At 60.7% G+C, this 17,050-nt stretch carries 16 protein-coding genes; 8 read left to right on the top strand and 8 right to left on the bottom strand.

Features of this window, described 5'->3' with window-relative positions:
- Positions 1–1,233: a hypothetical protein gene (locus AB7Z56_RS11200; RefSeq protein WP_144030621.1), complete on the bottom strand. Its 1,233-nt coding sequence runs from the start codon at positions 1,231–1,233 to the stop codon at positions 1–3.
- Between the two features lie 266 nt (positions 1,234–1,499).
- Between AB7Z56_RS11200 and AB7Z56_RS11195 the strand changes: the two genes are divergently transcribed.
- The 4 genes from AB7Z56_RS11195 to AB7Z56_RS11180 all read left to right on the top strand — a co-directional run bounded on the left by AB7Z56_RS11195 (position 1,500) and on the right by AB7Z56_RS11180 (position 4,245).
- Positions 1,500–2,141, top strand: coding sequence for an SGNH/GDSL hydrolase family protein (locus tag AB7Z56_RS11195; protein ID WP_231142840.1), 642 nt, complete (start codon positions 1,500–1,502; stop codon positions 2,139–2,141).
- A gap of 182 nt (positions 2,142–2,323) precedes the next feature.
- A complete protein-coding gene (locus tag AB7Z56_RS11190) occupies positions 2,324–2,584 on the top strand; it encodes a hypothetical protein (protein ID WP_063981794.1) in 261 nt (86 codons plus the stop codon).
- A 1,098-nt stretch (positions 2,585–3,682) separates the two neighbouring features.
- Entirely contained in the window at positions 3,683–3,856 is a 174-nt protein-coding gene (locus AB7Z56_RS11185) for a hypothetical protein (protein ID WP_166343440.1), read from the top strand.
- Positions 3,857–3,864: 8 nt separating this feature from the next.
- A complete protein-coding gene (locus AB7Z56_RS11180; protein WP_231142841.1) occupies positions 3,865–4,245 on the top strand; it encodes a hypothetical protein in 381 nt (126 codons plus the stop codon).
- A 188-nt stretch (positions 4,246–4,433) separates the two neighbouring features.
- Here AB7Z56_RS11180 and tenA read toward each other — a convergent pair whose 3' ends face one another.
- From tenA to AB7Z56_RS11155, 5 genes are all read right to left on the bottom strand, one after another.
- A complete protein-coding gene (tenA, locus tag AB7Z56_RS11175) occupies positions 4,434–5,108 on the bottom strand; it encodes a thiaminase II (protein ID WP_063986180.1) in 675 nt (224 codons plus the stop codon).
- Positions 5,109–5,607: 499 nt separating this feature from the next.
- Positions 5,608–6,468: a carbohydrate ABC transporter permease gene (locus AB7Z56_RS11170; protein WP_231142842.1), complete on the bottom strand. Its 861-nt coding sequence runs from the start codon at positions 6,466–6,468 to the stop codon at positions 5,608–5,610.
- Positions 6,465–7,352, bottom strand: a complete 888-nt coding sequence (locus AB7Z56_RS11165; protein ID WP_063981792.1) for a carbohydrate ABC transporter permease — start codon at positions 7,350–7,352, stop codon at positions 6,465–6,467. The genes AB7Z56_RS11170 and AB7Z56_RS11165 overlap by 4 nt, the downstream gene beginning before the upstream one ends.
- A gap of 65 nt (positions 7,353–7,417) precedes the next feature.
- Positions 7,418–8,761, bottom strand: a complete 1,344-nt coding sequence (locus AB7Z56_RS11160) for an ABC transporter substrate-binding protein (RefSeq protein WP_063986179.1) — start codon at positions 8,759–8,761, stop codon at positions 7,418–7,420.
- 113 nt (positions 8,762–8,874) lie between these two features.
- Entirely contained in the window at positions 8,875–9,912 is a 1,038-nt protein-coding gene (locus AB7Z56_RS11155) for a LacI family DNA-binding transcriptional regulator (RefSeq protein ID WP_354123497.1), read from the bottom strand.
- Positions 9,913–10,044: 132 nt separating this feature from the next.
- Here AB7Z56_RS11155 and AB7Z56_RS11150 point away from each other — a divergent pair, with 132 nt between their 5' ends.
- From AB7Z56_RS11150 to AB7Z56_RS11135, 4 genes are read left to right on the top strand one after another with little or no spacing between them, the layout of a single operon-like run.
- The gene (locus AB7Z56_RS11150; RefSeq protein ID WP_354142088.1) at positions 10,045–10,824 is read left to right on the top strand and encodes a 6-phosphogluconolactonase; all 780 of its coding nucleotides are present in this window, start codon (positions 10,045–10,047) and stop codon (positions 10,822–10,824) included.
- Positions 10,821–11,969: an N-acetylglucosamine-6-phosphate deacetylase gene (locus tag AB7Z56_RS11145; RefSeq protein ID WP_354123499.1), complete on the top strand. Its 1,149-nt coding sequence runs from the start codon at positions 10,821–10,823 to the stop codon at positions 11,967–11,969. Before AB7Z56_RS11150 ends, AB7Z56_RS11145 begins: the two co-directional genes overlap by 4 nt.
- A gap of 10 nt (positions 11,970–11,979) precedes the next feature.
- The gene (locus AB7Z56_RS11140) at positions 11,980–13,026 is read left to right on the top strand and encodes a Gfo/Idh/MocA family protein (RefSeq protein ID WP_354123500.1); all 1,047 of its coding nucleotides are present in this window, start codon (positions 11,980–11,982) and stop codon (positions 13,024–13,026) included.
- Positions 13,016–14,023: a Gfo/Idh/MocA family protein gene (locus tag AB7Z56_RS11135; protein WP_354123501.1), complete on the top strand. Its 1,008-nt coding sequence runs from the start codon at positions 13,016–13,018 to the stop codon at positions 14,021–14,023. The genes AB7Z56_RS11140 and AB7Z56_RS11135 overlap by 11 nt, the downstream gene beginning before the upstream one ends.
- A gap of 731 nt (positions 14,024–14,754) precedes the next feature.
- Here the strand turns inward: AB7Z56_RS11135 and AB7Z56_RS11130 are convergent.
- Both AB7Z56_RS11130 and AB7Z56_RS11125 read right to left on the bottom strand, forming a co-directional pair.
- Entirely contained in the window at positions 14,755–15,390 is a 636-nt protein-coding gene (locus tag AB7Z56_RS11130; RefSeq protein ID WP_028152046.1) for a response regulator transcription factor, read from the bottom strand.
- 313 nt (positions 15,391–15,703) lie between these two features.
- A complete protein-coding gene (locus AB7Z56_RS11125; protein WP_354123502.1) occupies positions 15,704–16,921 on the bottom strand; it encodes a sensor histidine kinase in 1,218 nt (405 codons plus the stop codon).
- Between the last annotated feature and the right edge of the window lie 129 nt (positions 16,922–17,050).

The raw sequence follows: 17,050 nt of genomic DNA, 5'->3' as shown, positions 1-17,050 counted from the left end.
TCAGGCTGCCGCGCCCGGATTTCCCAGCAGTTCGCTTTCCGACACCGGCGCGCCCGCAACAAGGCCTCCGTCGTCAGCGATCATCGACACAGCGCCATCCGGGGCGAGCGTCTGGGATTTGGCTGAAATAGGTCCGCATGTGAGCATGAAGTAGTCGTACGATGTTCGCCTGTCATTTCCACTGACGAACTGGCAGTGCACGCGGAAGAAATTGAAGCGGATGCGTTGATACATGTCGTCGTTAAGCATTCGACTAATCTTCACGACCCTGACGGTCGCCTCGTTTTCTGTCGACAAGCCCATTTCGGCCATCGGCCGGCATTTGTAAAAATTCAACGCGTCCGTGAGGGCCTGATAGTCGCCCCAGAAGATCGCGCGGGAATCGGCGACGCGTTCCACCGCCCTGCGAAAGCGCACTGCCTTTGGGTGCAGGCCGATCTTGAGTATGGATGATCCAACGCTCAAGAATGTGACGGGAATCTTTTTCCGACCGAGCGCAGGGTCCCGCTTCAAGGCGCGATCAAGTAGATCAACCGCTAGTACGGCGCCAAGGCTGTGCCCTACGACCACAATTTCGTCTGCGGCAGAGTTGCTCGCCGCAACCACGAGCTCGGCGGCCAACCTGTCCAGCCTCTGCTCTATCTCCGAATTACCGAATCGAATGTACTCGCAAGAGAAAATCCAATCGTCGAACAAGTCGCCCAGGTGCAGCCAGCGCCACGGACCCGCCAACACGGCTGCGAGCCCGAAGAGGCCGCCACCGGTAGCAATGGGAATTGATCCAGTGATCTTGAATGCAGCCACGCCAATCAAAAGGGCGGCAGCGATGAGCAATCCGAACGTAACGAATGGATAGAGAAAGAAAAGTGCGTAGCGCCAATTGGTCTGCAAGTAACGCCAAAGAGTGCCGGTCAGAACGAAATCCAGAAACGCAAGAATGCCGACGGAAATGCGTGAGCCGATGCTTCGCCCCCCGAACACTTCAATTACATCGTGCCATCGGACCAGACGGTAATCGGTTTCGACGAGCCAATCGGGGCCGATTGTCGTCACGTTCCATTGTATCTGGTCGGCGGAATCATGCGAACCGTCGACGGTCGCTTTCACTGACCAAGTACGTTGGAACCTCGCAATTTCGCGCACAAAGCGTCGTTGCGCGCTGGCATGCGACGTGATTGGATCATAGCCGCCGATATGGAATACCAACCGTTTCGCTACAGGCTTGCCGGACATTGCCTTATTCCCGGACTCATACGTGCTGCTCGCTCCCCACGCGTCAATCGACCTGCAATCAAAAACAGACGTTTGAAGCCAAGGGTTGTCAAGAGAGAATCGACCAGTTATTGGGGAACATGGGTCGATTTGTTCTACCATGCGTAAGCCGAACCGCTCGAACAATAGCGTCGATCGGTGCTGCTGTGATTGTCGGTTTGTCCAGCACAGCGCCCTCTCAAGCGCAGGACGGGGCATCATCTGGCGAGAGATGCCTTGCTGCAAATTTGGATGTTTCGCTGGGCGCACAATTGCCCCGCACGGCGGCGCGTTTGAGATCTGGTGAGCCGCTAAAGATTGTCGCGATCGGATCATCGTCGACGGTGGGGCTCTGGGTACTTCGGTCCGCGGCCACATATCCGCAGGTGATGCGCCGAGAACTCTCGAGGCTTAGATCCAATGCAACGATCGAGGTCATCAACAGCGGTCGAGTCGGCGATACGATTCCGAACAACATCGCGCGGTTCGAGCGTGACGTTTTCGCGCACACGCCTGATCTCGTTATCTGGCAATTAGGTACTAATGACGTCGCCTGGGGTGGCCGGCCGGACCAAGGGCTCAAAAGAAGCGTTGTTGAAGGGGTAAGGGCACTTAAGGCGGGGTCTGCCGATGTCGTGCTGATGGATCTGCAATATGCGCCACAGGTGCTCGCTTCCGCTAGCTACTCAACGATGGAGGGCATCATCGCCGATGCCGCGAAGCAGGAACGGGTCGGCCTATTCTCTCGTTTTGCGCTGATGCGTAACTCGATCAATGCCGGAGTTGCGCAAAGCGAGCTTGTAACGTGGGACGGATTGCACAACACCGCCGATGGTTATGATTGCATTGGACGAGCCCTTGCCCGAGCCATCTCAACGAGCGCGCGTTGAGAGGCCCTAGCTCAGGCGAATCGAAGGCTGCGGGCTCGCAAGAGTTTGGGCACCGGCCGTGACAGCGATGCCGAGCGTGCAGATGCCCACCAACGCGAACAAAGACCAATTATCGTCGACAATCACCGCATCTCTCGCAGCGGTGACAGCAATTCGCGCCGACGCTGTCAGGAGGTGCGCTCATGCACCATTATGCCAGCCAACTTGTTGACCTGTTACTGGTGCTTGTCGCCGCGTGGATGGTGCCGGCCACCATCTTTATTATCTACGCCTATTTCGCTCGTCTTAAGAATCCGGTCAGCGAATCGATCTTTGGACGTGTGGTGATCATATCCTTGTTCATCATAACCACGTCGATCTGGCTCCCGATAATTCTGACCGCCATAGTCCTATCACTGATCGGTCATTTGTGGTTCCGCTTCAGGGGACAACTACGCAAATAGCTACATATTGCTAGAGCCGAAAAAGATGGAGTCGAATTAGAGCGGCCCCTCAGAAAACTAAAAAAGGGAAGCGAAGCAATGCCCGCATTTCTCCCTGCTCTGACGATAGCTGCTGTCAATTTTATAACAATCGCCACGGCTGCAGAATGGCGACCGCAGTTTCTCTCAGCGTGCCGAAACGGTTGCGCGCAGCAAGGCGGTTTTTCGACGGACGCTTGCTTGCAGATTTGCATCTGCATGGCGTCAGAGTTGGAAGCGAAGTTTAGTATCGAGACTCTCGGCTCCATTGATCCCCCGAGTGCTGAGCAACTACACCAAACTAACGAAATCAGAATGCTTTGCGTCCGGCGAGTACTAGGACGTTAGAGCTGTTGCCATTGGCACGGTGGTCATCAGCTTGACCCTGACGTAGCTCTCCGTCTTTCCATAGCCGCAAACTTGGCTGCCCCGGCCGTTCGAGGACAATATCGCGCCGACGGCGCATCCGAGTTCTCCCTTGCGAGACCATCTCAGCCCTGAGCTCGAAAATGGCCTTTGCGCCTGGTGGATGCGATCGCAAACGGACATGGCGATCCTTCCATTCTCGACCCCGATCGACTGCCTTGGATGCCGAACGAAAGAGGATATCCCAAGAGCTGCAGAACGAACCGCGGTGGAAATAGCCGGCCGCCCAAATGCCTTACTCGGCGAAGCCGCCTACCTACGTTCCCCCAGACGGCATTTCGAGTTTACGGTTTCCCTGGCCTAGCTCCTGCGGGGGGCACTCTCTCCCTTCGTGAGAAAGGCTGATCGGGAACAGTTCAATAAGATCAATGCATCGCGGCGGTGCATGGCAAAACAGATTTTTTCCGGCCGCCGCGAGATAGGAAACAGGTGGTGATGCGCGGGATGACGAAGGGAGGATCGAGCAGCGGATTATTTAGTCGCCGGGATCCCTAACGCTCGCGACACGCCTTAGTGGGATTATTTCGCACATTGACCGAGGCGACACCGCGAGAGTTGAAATAAAAAGTGAATAGAAGAGCGGGGATATTCCTCAAAGCTGACTTGATCTCTCCCTTCGCTGGCTTTGCGCAACTAATTGATGAGTAAGTAGTGATGACTGATCAGCAATTAGCCTTGGAAGCGATTAGCGACGCGCAACTTATATTGGAAGAATTCCTTCGGCCCCATCCCAAGGATCATGCGCGTATCCTTGAAGAGTTGGTGGAAGTTCTCGAGCGGCCTGCTTTGATCGTTGCTGTAAGTCGATTGCAGCAACACGGCAATTGAGCGCGCCCATGAGCAAACCGCTTCAAGCGTTTTCTTTAACCGTCGGCATTGTTGCGCTCTCATCGCTCGAAATGACCAGCCTGCATGCCAAGCAACAATGCAGCGCCGCAATGCCGCCAAATCCGCAAGGGCAATGGTGGTCCTACCGTATCATCGACGGACGAAAATGCTGGTACGCGGGCAAACCCATGCTGTCGAAAGCATTGCTGGAATGGCCTACAGAGCAGCGTCCCCAACCCGGTTCTCGCGGAGAAGCTACAGGTATCCTCATTGCTAACAAGCCCGGCAATCCTTTGGATGCACAAGCGTTGGCACTGAAAGAGGGCGCTGACACGTTTGAAGAACGATGGCGTGCTAGGATCTCCATCTCCAACACTGGACACGACTGAACAATACTAATGACTTAGCGATCCTGCATCTCGCCTATCGTTGGCGAGGACTTTCGCGCCTGTTCCAGGCCGTGTGCTTCGTTACTCCAGCAATTCCGCGCACTGCGTTCCTCTAGAACAACGCGCCTCCGCAACTCGTGCGCAGCAGCCGTCAAACGAGTCCCTGCAATCAACCGATTGCCGAAGGGCTATTCAACACGCTGGCCCACACGCCAGCCCATTTCCCAGAAGTCCGCCTCAAGCCGAGTGGCTTCCTTGAAGATGGCAATCAGTTCTGCCTCGCGAGCCGGCGTGGCGTAGAGATCGGCGAGATGCTCCAAATGCGCACGCGCATTCGCCGCGACCTCCTGGTATGGCACGCCAGCGTACTCGTCGATCCAAATCCGATAGGAGTTCGTCCTAGCGTCCGCATCGGGTCGCGAGGCGAGCCGCGTTGCGATCTCCGCGTACCCGATCACGCAGGGGGCAAGTGCCACCTTGAGTGCCAGCAGATCGCCGCGCATTCCGGCATCGAGCACGTAGCGTGTGTAGGCCAGCATCTCGACCGCCGGAGGAGTTTGTTCAAGGTCACTCGGGGATAGCCCCCAACCGGCACACAGCTTCACATGAAGGCTCATTTCGACATCAAGGATGGCCGACAGGCCGGCCGCAGCTTCACGCATGTCGGCAAGCTTGGGCGACTTGTAGACCGAGAGTGCATAGGCGCGCGCAAACTCGATGAGGAACAGATAGTCCTGAGCAAGGTAGTGACGAAATGCGGCTTCAGGGAGCGAGCCATCTGCCAATCCGTTTGTGAAGGGATGCTCGGTGTAGGCCCGCCACTCAGCAGATGCTTCTGTCTTTAGACGCTCGAAGAAACTCACGATCCATTCCCGCCTGGCTTGCTTTCCTATGAACTTTTTACTCACGACCTATCAACGCGAACCAAGACGCTGACTTGGCAGACCGCAGCGACTAGCGGGTAGGATGCGAATGGAATTCGCTTGCCGTCGGTCGCCGGGAATGACTGGCGTTATCACACTATCACCAACAGAACGAAATGCGCGGGAAAATCAACGGAGGCGGCCATTGTCCCGCCGCTCATGGCGATCTAGTTGCAGATTCGAGTCTTGCCGGGCCCACCAATCACGTCAGTATCTTACTTGATCTTCGTTTCCCTCAGCGCGACTACCGTACCAGATACGTGCACTTTTCGTTCAAGTTCGCACATCGCAAATCAGCTTGATGGCGCTAGACCGACTTGGATGATGGCGAATGTAGTCGTCGCCCACTCATCGGTTAGAGATGCTCCGACAGAGCCGCCGATTAAGAGACGGATGATTTGCTAGGAAAATCTACGCCTATTCCGATGCTGCCATGGCGTCACTCCTTCAAGCCGCTGGAGGCCACGCCACGTACGAAATTTCGACGCATCAGCGAGAAGAACAGTGCGCTCGGAACCAGCGCCAGCGCCGCGGCCGCGCTGAGGCGACCGATGTCCACGGTGAAGCCGGTCTGAAACAAGGCGAGCCCAACCTCGAGCGTATAGGTTTCCTTGTTGGTCATGACGACGAGCGGCCACGCGAAGGCAGTCCAGGCCTGAAAGAACGCCAGCACGGCAAGAGCGCCCAACGGGCCGCGCATCAGCGGCAGCACGATCCGCAGGAAGATCCAGAGCTCCCCCGCGCCATCCACCCGGGCAGCCTCCAGCAGCTCGTCAGGGATCGACGTCATCACATATTGCCGCACCAGGAAGATGCCGAAACTCATGATGAGATAGCCGACCAGGAGCCCGGGCCAGGTGTTCAACAGGCCGGCGGACTGGACGTTGAGATAGAGCGGGATCATGTAGACTTCGAAGGGAACGACCGCCGTCGCGATGATCACGCCGAAGATGACCGGGATCCCCGGTAGATCGAACTTGCCGAGCACATAACCTACGATCGCCGATGTGGAGACGATGCTCGCGGTCGAGAGTGTCGCGAAGATCAGCGAGTTGCCGATCCAGCGAAACAGCGGCGTTTCGCGCAGGACGCTGACGATGTTCTCCAGCGTCGGCTGGTGCGGGATGACGGTCGGCGGCCACGCCAGCAGCTCCGGCGGCGTCTTGAACGCGTTGCTGATCAGGAAGACCAGCGGCAGGAGCATCATCAGGCTGACGACGCCAAGAACGGCGTCGATCACGAGGCCGACGGCACCGTTCTGACCAACGACGGACGGATGCTCGCGTTCGTGCTCGCTCATGCGCGACTCCTGTCGCGGAACAGCCTGAACTGCGCGCTGGTCAAAATGAGGACGATGACGAGCAGTACGACGGCTTCGGCAGCAGCGTAGCCGACCCGGTAGTTACGAAAGCTGTTTTCAAGCATGTCGAGGACGAGGACTCGGACGAGACGCCCCGGCGCACCCTGGACATCCGATGCCAGCACGAAGGCCTGCGCATAGATGTTGTAGGACGAGATCAGCGTGATGACCGACACGTACAGCATGACAGGCTTTAGCAGCGGCACGGCGATGTGACGGAAGGCCTGAAACGACGAGGCGCCGTCGAGGCGCGCGGCCTCGTAGAGCGCCTCCGGGACGTTCTTCAGTCCGACCAGGAAGATCAAGACGGCATAGCCGATCGCCTGCCAGGAGCAGAGAACGATCAGGCACACCAGCGACAGGACAGGGTCGAACAGCCACGACTGGGCCGGAATCCCGACAAGGCCGATCAGGGCGTTGAGCGGTCCGAGCCGGGCGTCGAAAATCCATTTCCAGGCCATCGCGGCCGGAACCAGCGAGACGACGTGCGGCAGGAAGACCGAGGCCTCATAGACGCCGCTGCGCCGCAGCCCCTGCCGGGTGTTGATCAAGGCGGCGAGCGCAAGCGCGACGGGGATGGTGATCGCTACGACGCTAAAGGCGATGATGGTGGTGTTGAAGATCGCTTCGAGAAACAGCGGGTCGCTCGCCAGCTCGACGAAGTTGGCGAAACCGACGAACGGCTTGCGCCGCGAGATGATATTCCACTGGAAGAGGCTGAGCCGCAGCGTCTCGATGATCGGATAGACGCGGATACAGCCATAGAGGCCTAGGACCGGAAGCAACGCCAGAACTGGGAACAGCCATTTCGGCGTGGTGCGCATATATCCTCCGGCAAGCGCCGGTCAGCCGCCGGCGCCTGGATTGAGTGGGTCCTTGTCGATGGAGTCTAGGGTTTGGCCAGCAGGTCTTCCCGGGCCAGGATCTTGTCGCTCTCCTCAGCCGCGGCCTTCAGGAAAGCATCGATCGCGGCGTCGTTGCCGGCCAGCGATTTGTCGGTGAACGCCTTCTCCAGCCGCGCCGCGAGCCGGGTGAGGATTTCGCTGGCAGGGCTGATCGCCGGGACCGTGAAGAAGACGTGGCCGGGCGGCGTGTTGACGAAGGCGTCGAGCTGCGGGATTTTCTTGAGCACGGCGGAGTAGTCGAGGCCTTTGCGGTTCGGGACCCAGGCCGTGTTCTCGAGCAGCCAGAGCAGATTTTCCGGCTCGTTGGCCTTTTGCACGAAATCCCAGGCGATCTGGCTCTTGGGTCCCTTGTTCGGCACGTAGAGATCGACCGGGACCATCAGCGTGCCCTTGGGCAGTGGAGCCGTGGCGTATTTGAGATTGGGCGCCTTCTTGGCGACGTCGCCGATCACCCAGGATTCCCGGATGAACATCGCGGTCTGGCCGAGCTCGAAGGCCTCCGCATCCGCCTTCATCTCGGGCGTCACGGTACGGTAGACCACGACGTTGTCGAGATACTGCTTGAGTGCGGCGCGGCCGGCTGCGTTCGCATAGGCGGCGCGCCATTTTCCGCCCTTCTCCTCGAGCAGCGTCCCGCCGTGATTATAGAGAATGGTCCAGTACTTCTCCGCGATGCCCGAGCCGCCGCCGCTGAGACGCAAGCTCCATCCGCTCACCGTCGGCACGCCGGAGGCATCGCGCTGCGCGAGCTTCTGCGCATAAGCGGTGTAGTCGGCCATGGTCTTGGGCGGACCGTCGAGGCCGGCCCTGGCGAACATCTCGGTGTTGTAGAACAGCGCGCCCTGCCCCTGGAATAACGGCACACCGAAGATCTTGCCCTCGTACATGGCGGTCTTCACGCGCGTCATGTCGTAATTGGCTTTGACGAAATCGACGATCGACGCCGGCGGCTCCGGGATGAGGCCGGCCTCGAGATACCGTGCCGCCTCGACCTCCATCTCGATGACGTCCCCGGCCGCGCCCGATGGAAGCGACAGTGCCAGCCGCTTCTCGTGCTCGCGTAGCGCAATGGACTCAACGCTGATTTCGAGATCCGGGTATTTGCTCTTCAGCTGGTCGCCGACGCGCTTGTAGAACGGAGCCAGATCAGGCCACCCGCTCCAGATGGTCAGCTTCTCCGCCGAAGCAGGAGACGCAAACGCCGGCACGGCGACAGCGAGCGCCAGCGACAGCGCGGCCGACATCCATGACCGACGCCCCGAATTCGCCGGGCGAATGTTGTCCTCGGGACGCGTGATGTAGCCGAACCTGCCGACGGGTCTCATCATGAGGGTCATTCTCGCAATACGGAATGGGACAAATCCTGCGAAAAAGCTCGCATGCAACCGGTTGCGTGTCAATTGCGATCCGTTGCCGCTTTCGAAGGCCCTTGATGAAATCGTCAGCGGCCTCGCCGCTTCAAAGGGGCCGGACCGGTCGAGGCGCGAATGACGAGATGGGAATTCAGCTTGTGGCGAATCTCGCCCGACACGCCGCCATTCATCTGGCTCAGCAGCAGACCGACTGCGACATCGCCTGCATCGGCGCAGCGCGCCGACACGGTGGTGAGCGGCGGATATGTGGTTTCGCCGAGGACGTCGTCACAGCCGACGACACTGAACGATTTGGGCACCTCGACACCGAGCGCAGCTAACCCTGCCATCAGGCCTTGAGCGACAAGGTCGTCGAACGCGATCGCCGCGGTGACGCCGCTGGCGACGATCTGGGTGGCCGCCAGCCGGCCAGTGTCGTAGGAGGGTGGACGCGCGGGCACGGCGATCACCTTGAGCCCGCGCTTCTCCGCCTCGCGCCGGACGGCGTTGCGCCGTTGCTGGTTCGACCACGACGTCGTGGGGCCGCTGACATAGGCGATGTGCCGGTGCCCCAGCTCGGCCAGATGCGCGATCGCAGCCGCCACGCCCGGCGCGGTGTCGATCAGGACCCGCGTAATGCCTTCGATATCGCGATTGATGAGCACCAGCGGCCGGCGCGTCGCATGACGGCGGATACGCTCTTCGTCCAGGCGCGACGAGGCGAGGACAAGTCCCTCCACCTGGCCGATGAAGCGGCCGACCAGCAGCTCCTCACGCACGGGATCCTCGTCCGAATTGCCGAGGAAGACGCACAGCCCGGCCTGGTCGGCGCGCAGTTGCGCCGCCCTGATCAGCGGTGGAAAGAACGGGTTCGCGACATCCGAGACGATGAGCGCGACGTTGCCGTGGCGTCCGGTCGAAAGCGCACGCGCGACCTGGTTCGGCACATAACCGAGCTTGCCCGCGACTTCCTTGACGCGCCGGACGGTCTCCTCGGTCAGCATCTCCGGCCGCGAGAAGGCGCGCGATACGGTGGCACGCGAAACCCCGGAGGCCTTCGCGACCTGACTGATCGTCGGCACGACCGATGGACGTCCCTCCCCGCCGCTATCGGAATCGCGTTTCACCGCAGGCCGCCTCCTCTGCCTCGCCTTCACCTAGACATGCCCCGGCCGGGCCCGGGGCGCAAGCTTGACATGCAACCGGTTGCATCACATTCTCTCCGCTCGAGGGTAAAGTGCAGGCCCGGCAGACCATGGATGAGCATGACGGCTTCGGTGACTCCCTCAATCGCGACGTTTAAAACGCGGGATGCGATGGGCCGGGCGGCCGCCGCGGACGTCGCTGCTGCGCTCCGCGACCACCTCGGGCGGCAGAGCAACGTGCGGATGATCTTCGCGGCGGCACCGAGCCAGGCGGAGATGCTGGATGCCCTTGCTCGCGAGCGCGATATCGACTGGCGGCGCGTCACAGCCTTCCACATGGACGAATATCTCGGACTTCCCGCGGATGCGCCGGAGCGCTTCGGGGCTTGGCTGACGCGTCACTTGTTCTCGCGCATCGCTTTTGGCGCGGTTCACCTGATCGGGCAGGAGCCGGAGCCGGAGCGGGTAGCAGCATGCTATGCAGCCCTTCTCGGCGAAGCCCCGATCGACATCATCTGCCTCGGAATCGGCGTGAACGGTCACCTCGCCTTCAATGACCCGCCGGTCGCCGATCTGCACGACACCAAGTCGGTCAAGATCGTTGAGCTCGACGCGGTGTGCCGGCAGCAGCAGGTTGACGATGAGTGCTTCCCGACGCTCGGGGATGTTCCGACACATGCGATCACGCTGACGATTCCCCGGCTCCTGGATGCCGACCGGCTGTTTTGCGTCGTGCCCGGCGCGTCCAAACGCGCCGCCGTCGAGCGATCGCTATACGGTCCGATCGGGACCGAGTGCCCGGCGAGCGCGCTCCGCACGCACCCACGTTGCGCGCTGTATCTCGACCAGGATTCCACGCCGCCGCAGCTCTCACTGACACCGGTACGCGCATGACAGATCCGGCAACGCGCGTTTCGGGCCGCGATCCGGAGACCGGACAGAATCGCACCATCGTCATTCAGGACGGCCGGATCACGGACATCGCTCCCGGCGGTGACGATGACGGGCTGTGGCTGTCGCTCGGCCTGTTCGATCTGCAATTGAACGGCTTTGCGGGCTACGATCTCAATGGCCGCCCTGATCTCCGGACGGTCCGCGATCTCGTCACAGCCGTCCACAACAGCGGGGTGTCGCGTTTTGCCCCTACGCTCATCACGGCATCGCATGATGCGATCATCGATGCATTGCGCGCCGTTGCACAGGCGCGTGACAGCGATCCGTTTCTCAAGCACGCAATGCCCTTCGTGCATGTCGAAGGCCCGCACATCGCGCCAGAAGATGGTCCGCGCGGTGCGCATCCGGCCGAACATGTCAGGCCGCCGAGCCTCGACGAGTTCGATGCGTGGCAGGCGGCCTGCGGAAACCTCGTCGGCCTCGTGACGTTGTCGCCGCATTGGCCGGAAACGGACGCCTATGTGCGCGGCCTTCATGCGCGCGGCGTCCGTGTTGCCCTCGGCCATACAAACGCCGCACCGGATCAGATCTCCGCCGCCGTCGCGGCGGGCGCAATATTGTCGACGCATCTTGGCAACGGCATCGCCGCCACGCTGCCGCGACATCCCAACCCGATCTGGTCGCAACTGGCCGAGGACGGGCTGTGGGCGAGCTTCATCGCCGATGGCCATCACCTTCCCCGCGAGACCTTCAAGGCCATGCTGCGCGCAAAGGGGCTGGAGCGAGCGATCCTGGTGTCGGATGCCGCCGCGCTCTCGGGTTGCACACCCGGAATCTACGACGCGCCGATCGGCGGCAAGGTCGAGTTGAAGGCGAACGGCCGGCTGGAAGTCGTCGGCACATCCTTTCTGGCGGGCGCAGCCGTCAGCCTCGTGTTCGGAGTTGCCACGGCAAGACGCATGGCCGGATTGACCCTGGCAGAGGCGCTGAGGCTCGCGACTGTCAATCCGCGTATCCCGTTCAACCTTCCTGCGCTGACGGTGGGAGCGCCGGCCGATCTGCTGCGCTTCCATCTCGGCAAGGATGAATCTCTCGTGCCCGAGACGGTCTATGTCGCGGGCCGTCCTTATCGTTGCAACTCTTGAGGACTGAGACATGAACCGGCTTCGCATCGGGTTGATCGGTCCGGGAGCGATCGGCGAAACACACGCGCGGGCAATACGGGCGCTCGACGATACCGTCTTGTCCGCGATCGCCGGCGGCACGCCTGAGCAGATTGCTGCGTGCATGAACGGCGAGGACGTTGCGGCATTCGCGACCACCGAGGCGATGCTGGCGAATGCCGGGATCGACGCGGTCGTGGTCTGCACCCCGAGCGGCGCGCATCATGACGTCGCGCTTGCTGCGATCGAGGCGGGGCGGCACGTGCTGGTCGAAAAGCCACTCTGCGTCGATCCGATTGAGGCTGCGTCCCTGGTCCGCGCCGCCGAGCGCTCGCAGCTGACCTGTGGCGTGGTTTCGCAGCGCCGTCTCGAGCCGCAGCATCAGGCGATCAAGGCTCTGCTCGACGCGGGTCATCTTGGACAGCCGCGCCTGATAGAGGCGGCGATCCATTGGTACCGCTCCGACGCCTACTATGCGGAGAAGCCGTGGCGCAGCGAAGCGGAGCATGGCGGCGGCTCGCTGTTCAATCAGGGTGTTCACAATCTCGACCTGATGCTCTGGCTGTTCGGAGCCGTCGACAGCGTTCAAGGCAAGACGACTACGCTCGGACACGCACACGCCGTCGAGGACACGACGGCGGCGCTGCTGTCTTTCGCATCCGGCACGCTCGGCGTGATCGTGACGAGTACGGCGCTGCCTCCGGGACGGCCGGCCATGCTTCGACTGTTCACCGATCGCGGCAGTTGCGAGCTCGCAAACGACAGCATCGTGCGCTGGGATTTTGCTGATGTTGCCGAGCCGCCAAGCGCGGCCGGGGTTGGGAGCGCCGCGAGCGATCCCAAGGCGATCGGGATCGAAGGACATATCGCGCAATGGCGCGACTTCGTTCAATCCGTCCGGGAGCGACGGCCGCCTGCGAGCACGTTCAGGGATGGATTCGAGGCTGCGAGACTGGTTGACGCCATCTATCGCTCGGCTTCCGAAGGTCGCGCCGTCAGCCCCAATGAGATCGCAGCGGAGGCCATTCATGCCAGCTAGCTCCGAGATGCTCGACATCGCCATCATCGGCGCAGCCCACCCGCATGTCGAATACGTGCTTTCAGAGATCGCGAACCGCCCCGATGTCCGGGTCGTGGCCGTCGCCGACCATGACCCAGCGCGGCGCACCGAGCTCGAACGACGTACGAAGTCGCCCGGCTACGCCGACCCGAATGCGCTTCTGGATGCGCATCGGGTTCGGGCCGCAGCAGTCTTCACCGAATTCGGCCTTCGCGCTCCAATCGTCGTCGAACTTTTACGCCGCGGCATCTTCGCGATCGCCGACAAGCCCATGGCTGTGACCCTGGCCCAGCTTGCGCTTATCGAGGAGACGCTCGCCGGGCGCAATTTGCTCACTCTTCTGCTCGAGAAGCGGTTTTATCCGGTCACGCTCGCACTCCGATCCGTGATCGACAGCGGCCAACTTGGAGACATTGTATCCATCACTGCAACCGGGCCGCACAAGCTGATCCCAAGCCGACGTCCAGCGTGGATGTTCGAACCATCAACTTATGGCGGCATCCTCGCTGACCTCACGGTCCACGATATTGATCTGGCCCTTTGGTTGACGGGATACACCAGCGGCACGATCAGCGGCTGGGTTTCGTCGACCCCGGCTGCCGGCACGACGAACTTTCCCGCGCTGGGGCGTGCTATTCTCGCCTGCGATGGCGGACCGGAATTCGCGATCGAAGTTGACTGGATCCAGCCCGAAGCATCGCCACGGCACGGCGACTATGCCATGCGGATCTCCGGGACAAAGGGTCGTGCTGACGTTCTGTTCGCGGAAAATCGACTGCTCGTCGAGACGGCGACGAGACCCCGGCGCGAAATCGACCTGCCCGTGGGCGCCTCGCCCGCCAGCTTCGTCTTTGATCATCTCGCCCGCGGCGAGACCTTGCAGATTGCGGCAAACGAGGCCCTGCGCGCCACGCGTATCGCAATACTTGCTCAGGAGAGTGCGGCCAACGGCGGAAAACCCATGCGATGGAGTTAACACCTACCCCGCTACCCTGGATCACAGCCAAGCAGGATCTTCGCTACCTGCGCGGGGTCGTGAAAAAGATCGTCCGTGCAGTCGATCTCCATGAAGAGCTGTCCTTTACATCATTCCGCCACGGCGGCTTTTACCGAGGGAGCCGACAGCGATCTGACGGGCGCTGAGCTCAGAGCCGCCGGCCGCCATCGCTCGTCGCGGCAGTTGCCGACCTATGCAAAGCGCACACGGAAACAGCTAATTTCCGGCACGAAGAAACGGCGAGAAGAAAGAACAAAGACAGCCGGTTTGTCGGAATAGCCACGGCGCGTCTGTCGGAATGACGACCGTGACAAACCCCTAATCTATTGAAAAGCTTGGTGGGCGCACCAGGGCTCGAACCTGGGACCCGCTGATTAAGAGTCAGCTGCGGTTTCAATGACTTGCCGATCGCATCCCAGGCTTATGCGGCTGAAAATGGGCGTCCGTCGGACGATCATAATCCGTCATTGCGCTGCCGGTCAGGCAGGTGTGCCGAGCTCGACGTTGTATCGTCGAATTCGGGAGATCAACGTCGTGCTTTCGAGCCTCGGGCCGCTGGAAGGAAATGCCCGGATGCTCCTGGAGCGGGTCTGCCCAAGTCCGGACCTTGACAGCACCGCTGTCGCTCCAGCGAAAATCGCGGCATTTCCAACGGGAGAACGCGTTGTCGCTGATCGCTAGCGAGGCGGCGACTCGCATTGAAAGCTCCATCAAGGATTGACGAGCTTCCTGCGAACGGCGTAGCGGACCAGCTCGGCCGTCGATGACATTCTGAGCTTGCGCATCGCTGACGCGCGGTGGGTCTCGACGGTCTTTACGCTCAGCTTCAGGATGACGCCGATCGACTTGTTGGTGTGTCCCTCCGCAATAAGCTGGACAACGCCCTGCTCGCGCGCGGTGAGCAGCATGTCGGACGTATTTTGCTTGCCGGCCTGGTATTCGTGGAGCAACTTCTCCAACAGAACGCCCGTGAAGTAAGGTCTGCCATCGAGCAAGGCCTCGATCGCGAAGATCAGGTGCCTACTGGCGTCCGATTTGAACAGGAAGCCGCGAACGCCAGCCAGGATGGCTTCAGTCAGCAATTCCTCATTCTCGTGCATCGTCAGGATCAATACTTCGGTGCGCAGGTGCATCGACTTGAGGCGGCGGCTGACCTCAAGTCCGTTCATCAGCGGCATCGAATAGTCGGCTATCACGACGTCCGGACGCGTCTCCACCGCCACGGCCACAGCCTGCTCGCCGTTGGTCGCCTCTCCGCTGACGATCCAGTCTGAGCGGGTCTCAACGATCGCTCGGAGCCCGGAACGTACGACTTCATGATCATCCGCAATCACGATGCGTTTCACGGCGTCGTTCCCGTATGCGGGCCCAGAACCTGTCGGGCAATGGATGGAGATTTCCAGCAGTCAAGTGTGCCAATCTACCGATTATCCTTCAATGGGTTATCCTGCAAAACCCTGATATCTCCGGGCGGATGTACCAAACATCGGCGTTTCCAATCAGACATCGACGGGTCTTGCCCGCGCGCAGCCCAAATCGGACCGCTACACGATCATCGTCGATCAGCCTTCATTTCGTGGAGGGAACTCCGGGAACCGACGGACAGAGACTGCCTGCCCTCGGGGTCCCTGATCTCCGTCATTCCGTGCACACGCTGGCTTATGATTTCAGTGACGCGCGCCGGCTGCGCCTTTTGGTCATGAGACCATGCGGGAACACCGCGCACAGCGTCGTGCCGGAATGTCGCGGTGCAAGATCGGACCGGATCTCGAACGTGCCCCCAAGCTGCTTAAGTCTCGCTCTCATGGCGGGAATGCCGACACCGGGCGATATCGCACCGTTGCCACGTTTTGTGTGATCGACCGGAAAACCGCGCCCGTTGTCGCTGATCGTCAGATGGAAGTGCCCCTCGATCGCCTCGACGACGATTCTGACCTCCGTCGCCTTCGCGTGGCGGAATATGTTCGTGAGCGCCTCCTGAATGACCCGCAGCACCGAGAGCTGGCTCGCGTAAGGTAGCTTATCGACGGCGGCGGGTATCCTCGTGCTCACCCGCAACGACGTACGTGCACCAAACCCCAAGGCATGCTGCTCGATCGTCGCCTTGAGTCCCCGGTCCGTCAGATCCTGGGGGTGGAGCAGATAGGTCAGGGAACGGATTTCCTTGAGTGCCGCGTCGATCGACGCGTCGATATCATCGCAGAGCCGCTCGACGCCGCGCGGGTTATCGAGGCAAGTGCGGACACGCATCACACCAAGACTGGCGGCAACCAGCTCCTGGCATGTCGAATCATGAAGCTCCGAGGCGATCCGCTGGTGGATGTCCTCGCGGATGGACATCAGGCTGACGTCCCGGTGAAGGAAAGCAGCCTCTTCAGTCACACAGTCGAGCCCCTCCTTGTGGAGTAACCGATGACCGCCAATCAACCGGGCCGCATTGCCGGCCATGGGATGGAGGATCGGAACAACGGTTGTCTCGACATCCCGCAGCAAGCCGCCGAGCATCAGACTGTGCTGGATTTTGGCCTCGGTTCCTTCCGCAAGACATGCCTGGAGGATTTCACAGAGACGCTCGGCGTCTTCCTTAGCAAGGCATTCGAAGACGTCCAGCTCTCGGACCTCATGCTGCGACATTCCAAGGAGAGCCTCGAAGGCCTGATTGATTGCCTCGTACACGAAGCGCCCGCCACGTGAGGGGCGGACCGCGAAAAGGAGCTCTTCGGAATGTGTCCAATACGAGCGATCGCCAATTGCGCCCTGGCCAATCAGGTGATCGTCGATAAAGAGACGCGCCGGCTCGCAAGCAGGAGAACTGTGTGGCTTCACGGTACGCACCCAACTTTCCGGGTCGTTTTCGAGGTCGAACTCAACGCTCAATCTCGAAAGCTCCCCTCTCCAGTCGTCCCAGCATCGATCACCGGACTACAGGAAACGCCCTAGGGGATAGATCGGATTATACGCTCGATCTTACCCTCAGCCAGCAGGTTGTATTCTCCGAAGACCAAA

Origin of the sequence: Bradyrhizobium sp. 482_C4_N1_8 (assembly GCF_052075965.1) — a bacterium.
Taxonomy (GTDB): domain Bacteria; phylum Pseudomonadota; class Alphaproteobacteria; order Rhizobiales; family Xanthobacteraceae; genus Bradyrhizobium; species Bradyrhizobium barranii.
This window is presented reverse-complemented; position numbering and strand designations above follow the sequence as displayed.

Coding starts and splice junctions, on each gene's coding strand:
- AB7Z56_RS11160 (WP_063986179.1), bottom strand. CDS start 8,761: ATGATGAGACCCGTCGGCAGGTTCGGCTACATCACGCGTCCCGAGGAC.
- AB7Z56_RS11165 (WP_063981792.1), bottom strand. CDS start 7,352: ATGCGCACCACGCCGAAATGGCTGTTCCCAGTTCTGGCGTTGCTTCCG.
- AB7Z56_RS11140 (WP_354123500.1), top strand. CDS start 11,980: ATGAACCGGCTTCGCATCGGGTTGATCGGTCCGGGAGCGATCGGCGAA.
- AB7Z56_RS11170 (WP_231142842.1), bottom strand. CDS start 6,468: ATGAGCGAGCACGAACGCGAGCATCCGTCCGTCGTTGGTCAGAACGGT.
- AB7Z56_RS11145 (WP_354123499.1), top strand. CDS start 10,821: ATGACAGATCCGGCAACGCGCGTTTCGGGCCGCGATCCGGAGACCGGA.
- AB7Z56_RS11135 (WP_354123501.1), top strand. CDS start 13,016: ATGCCAGCTAGCTCCGAGATGCTCGACATCGCCATCATCGGCGCAGCC.
- AB7Z56_RS11180 (WP_231142841.1), top strand. CDS start 3,865: ATGAGCAAACCGCTTCAAGCGTTTTCTTTAACCGTCGGCATTGTTGCG.
- AB7Z56_RS11185 (WP_166343440.1), top strand. CDS start 3,683: ATGACTGATCAGCAATTAGCCTTGGAAGCGATTAGCGACGCGCAACTT.
- AB7Z56_RS11200 (WP_144030621.1), bottom strand. CDS start 1,233: ATGTCCGGCAAGCCTGTAGCGAAACGGTTGGTATTCCATATCGGCGGC.
- AB7Z56_RS11190 (WP_063981794.1), top strand. CDS start 2,324: ATGCACCATTATGCCAGCCAACTTGTTGACCTGTTACTGGTGCTTGTC.
- AB7Z56_RS11150 (WP_354142088.1), top strand. CDS start 10,045: ATGAGCATGACGGCTTCGGTGACTCCCTCAATCGCGACGTTTAAAACG.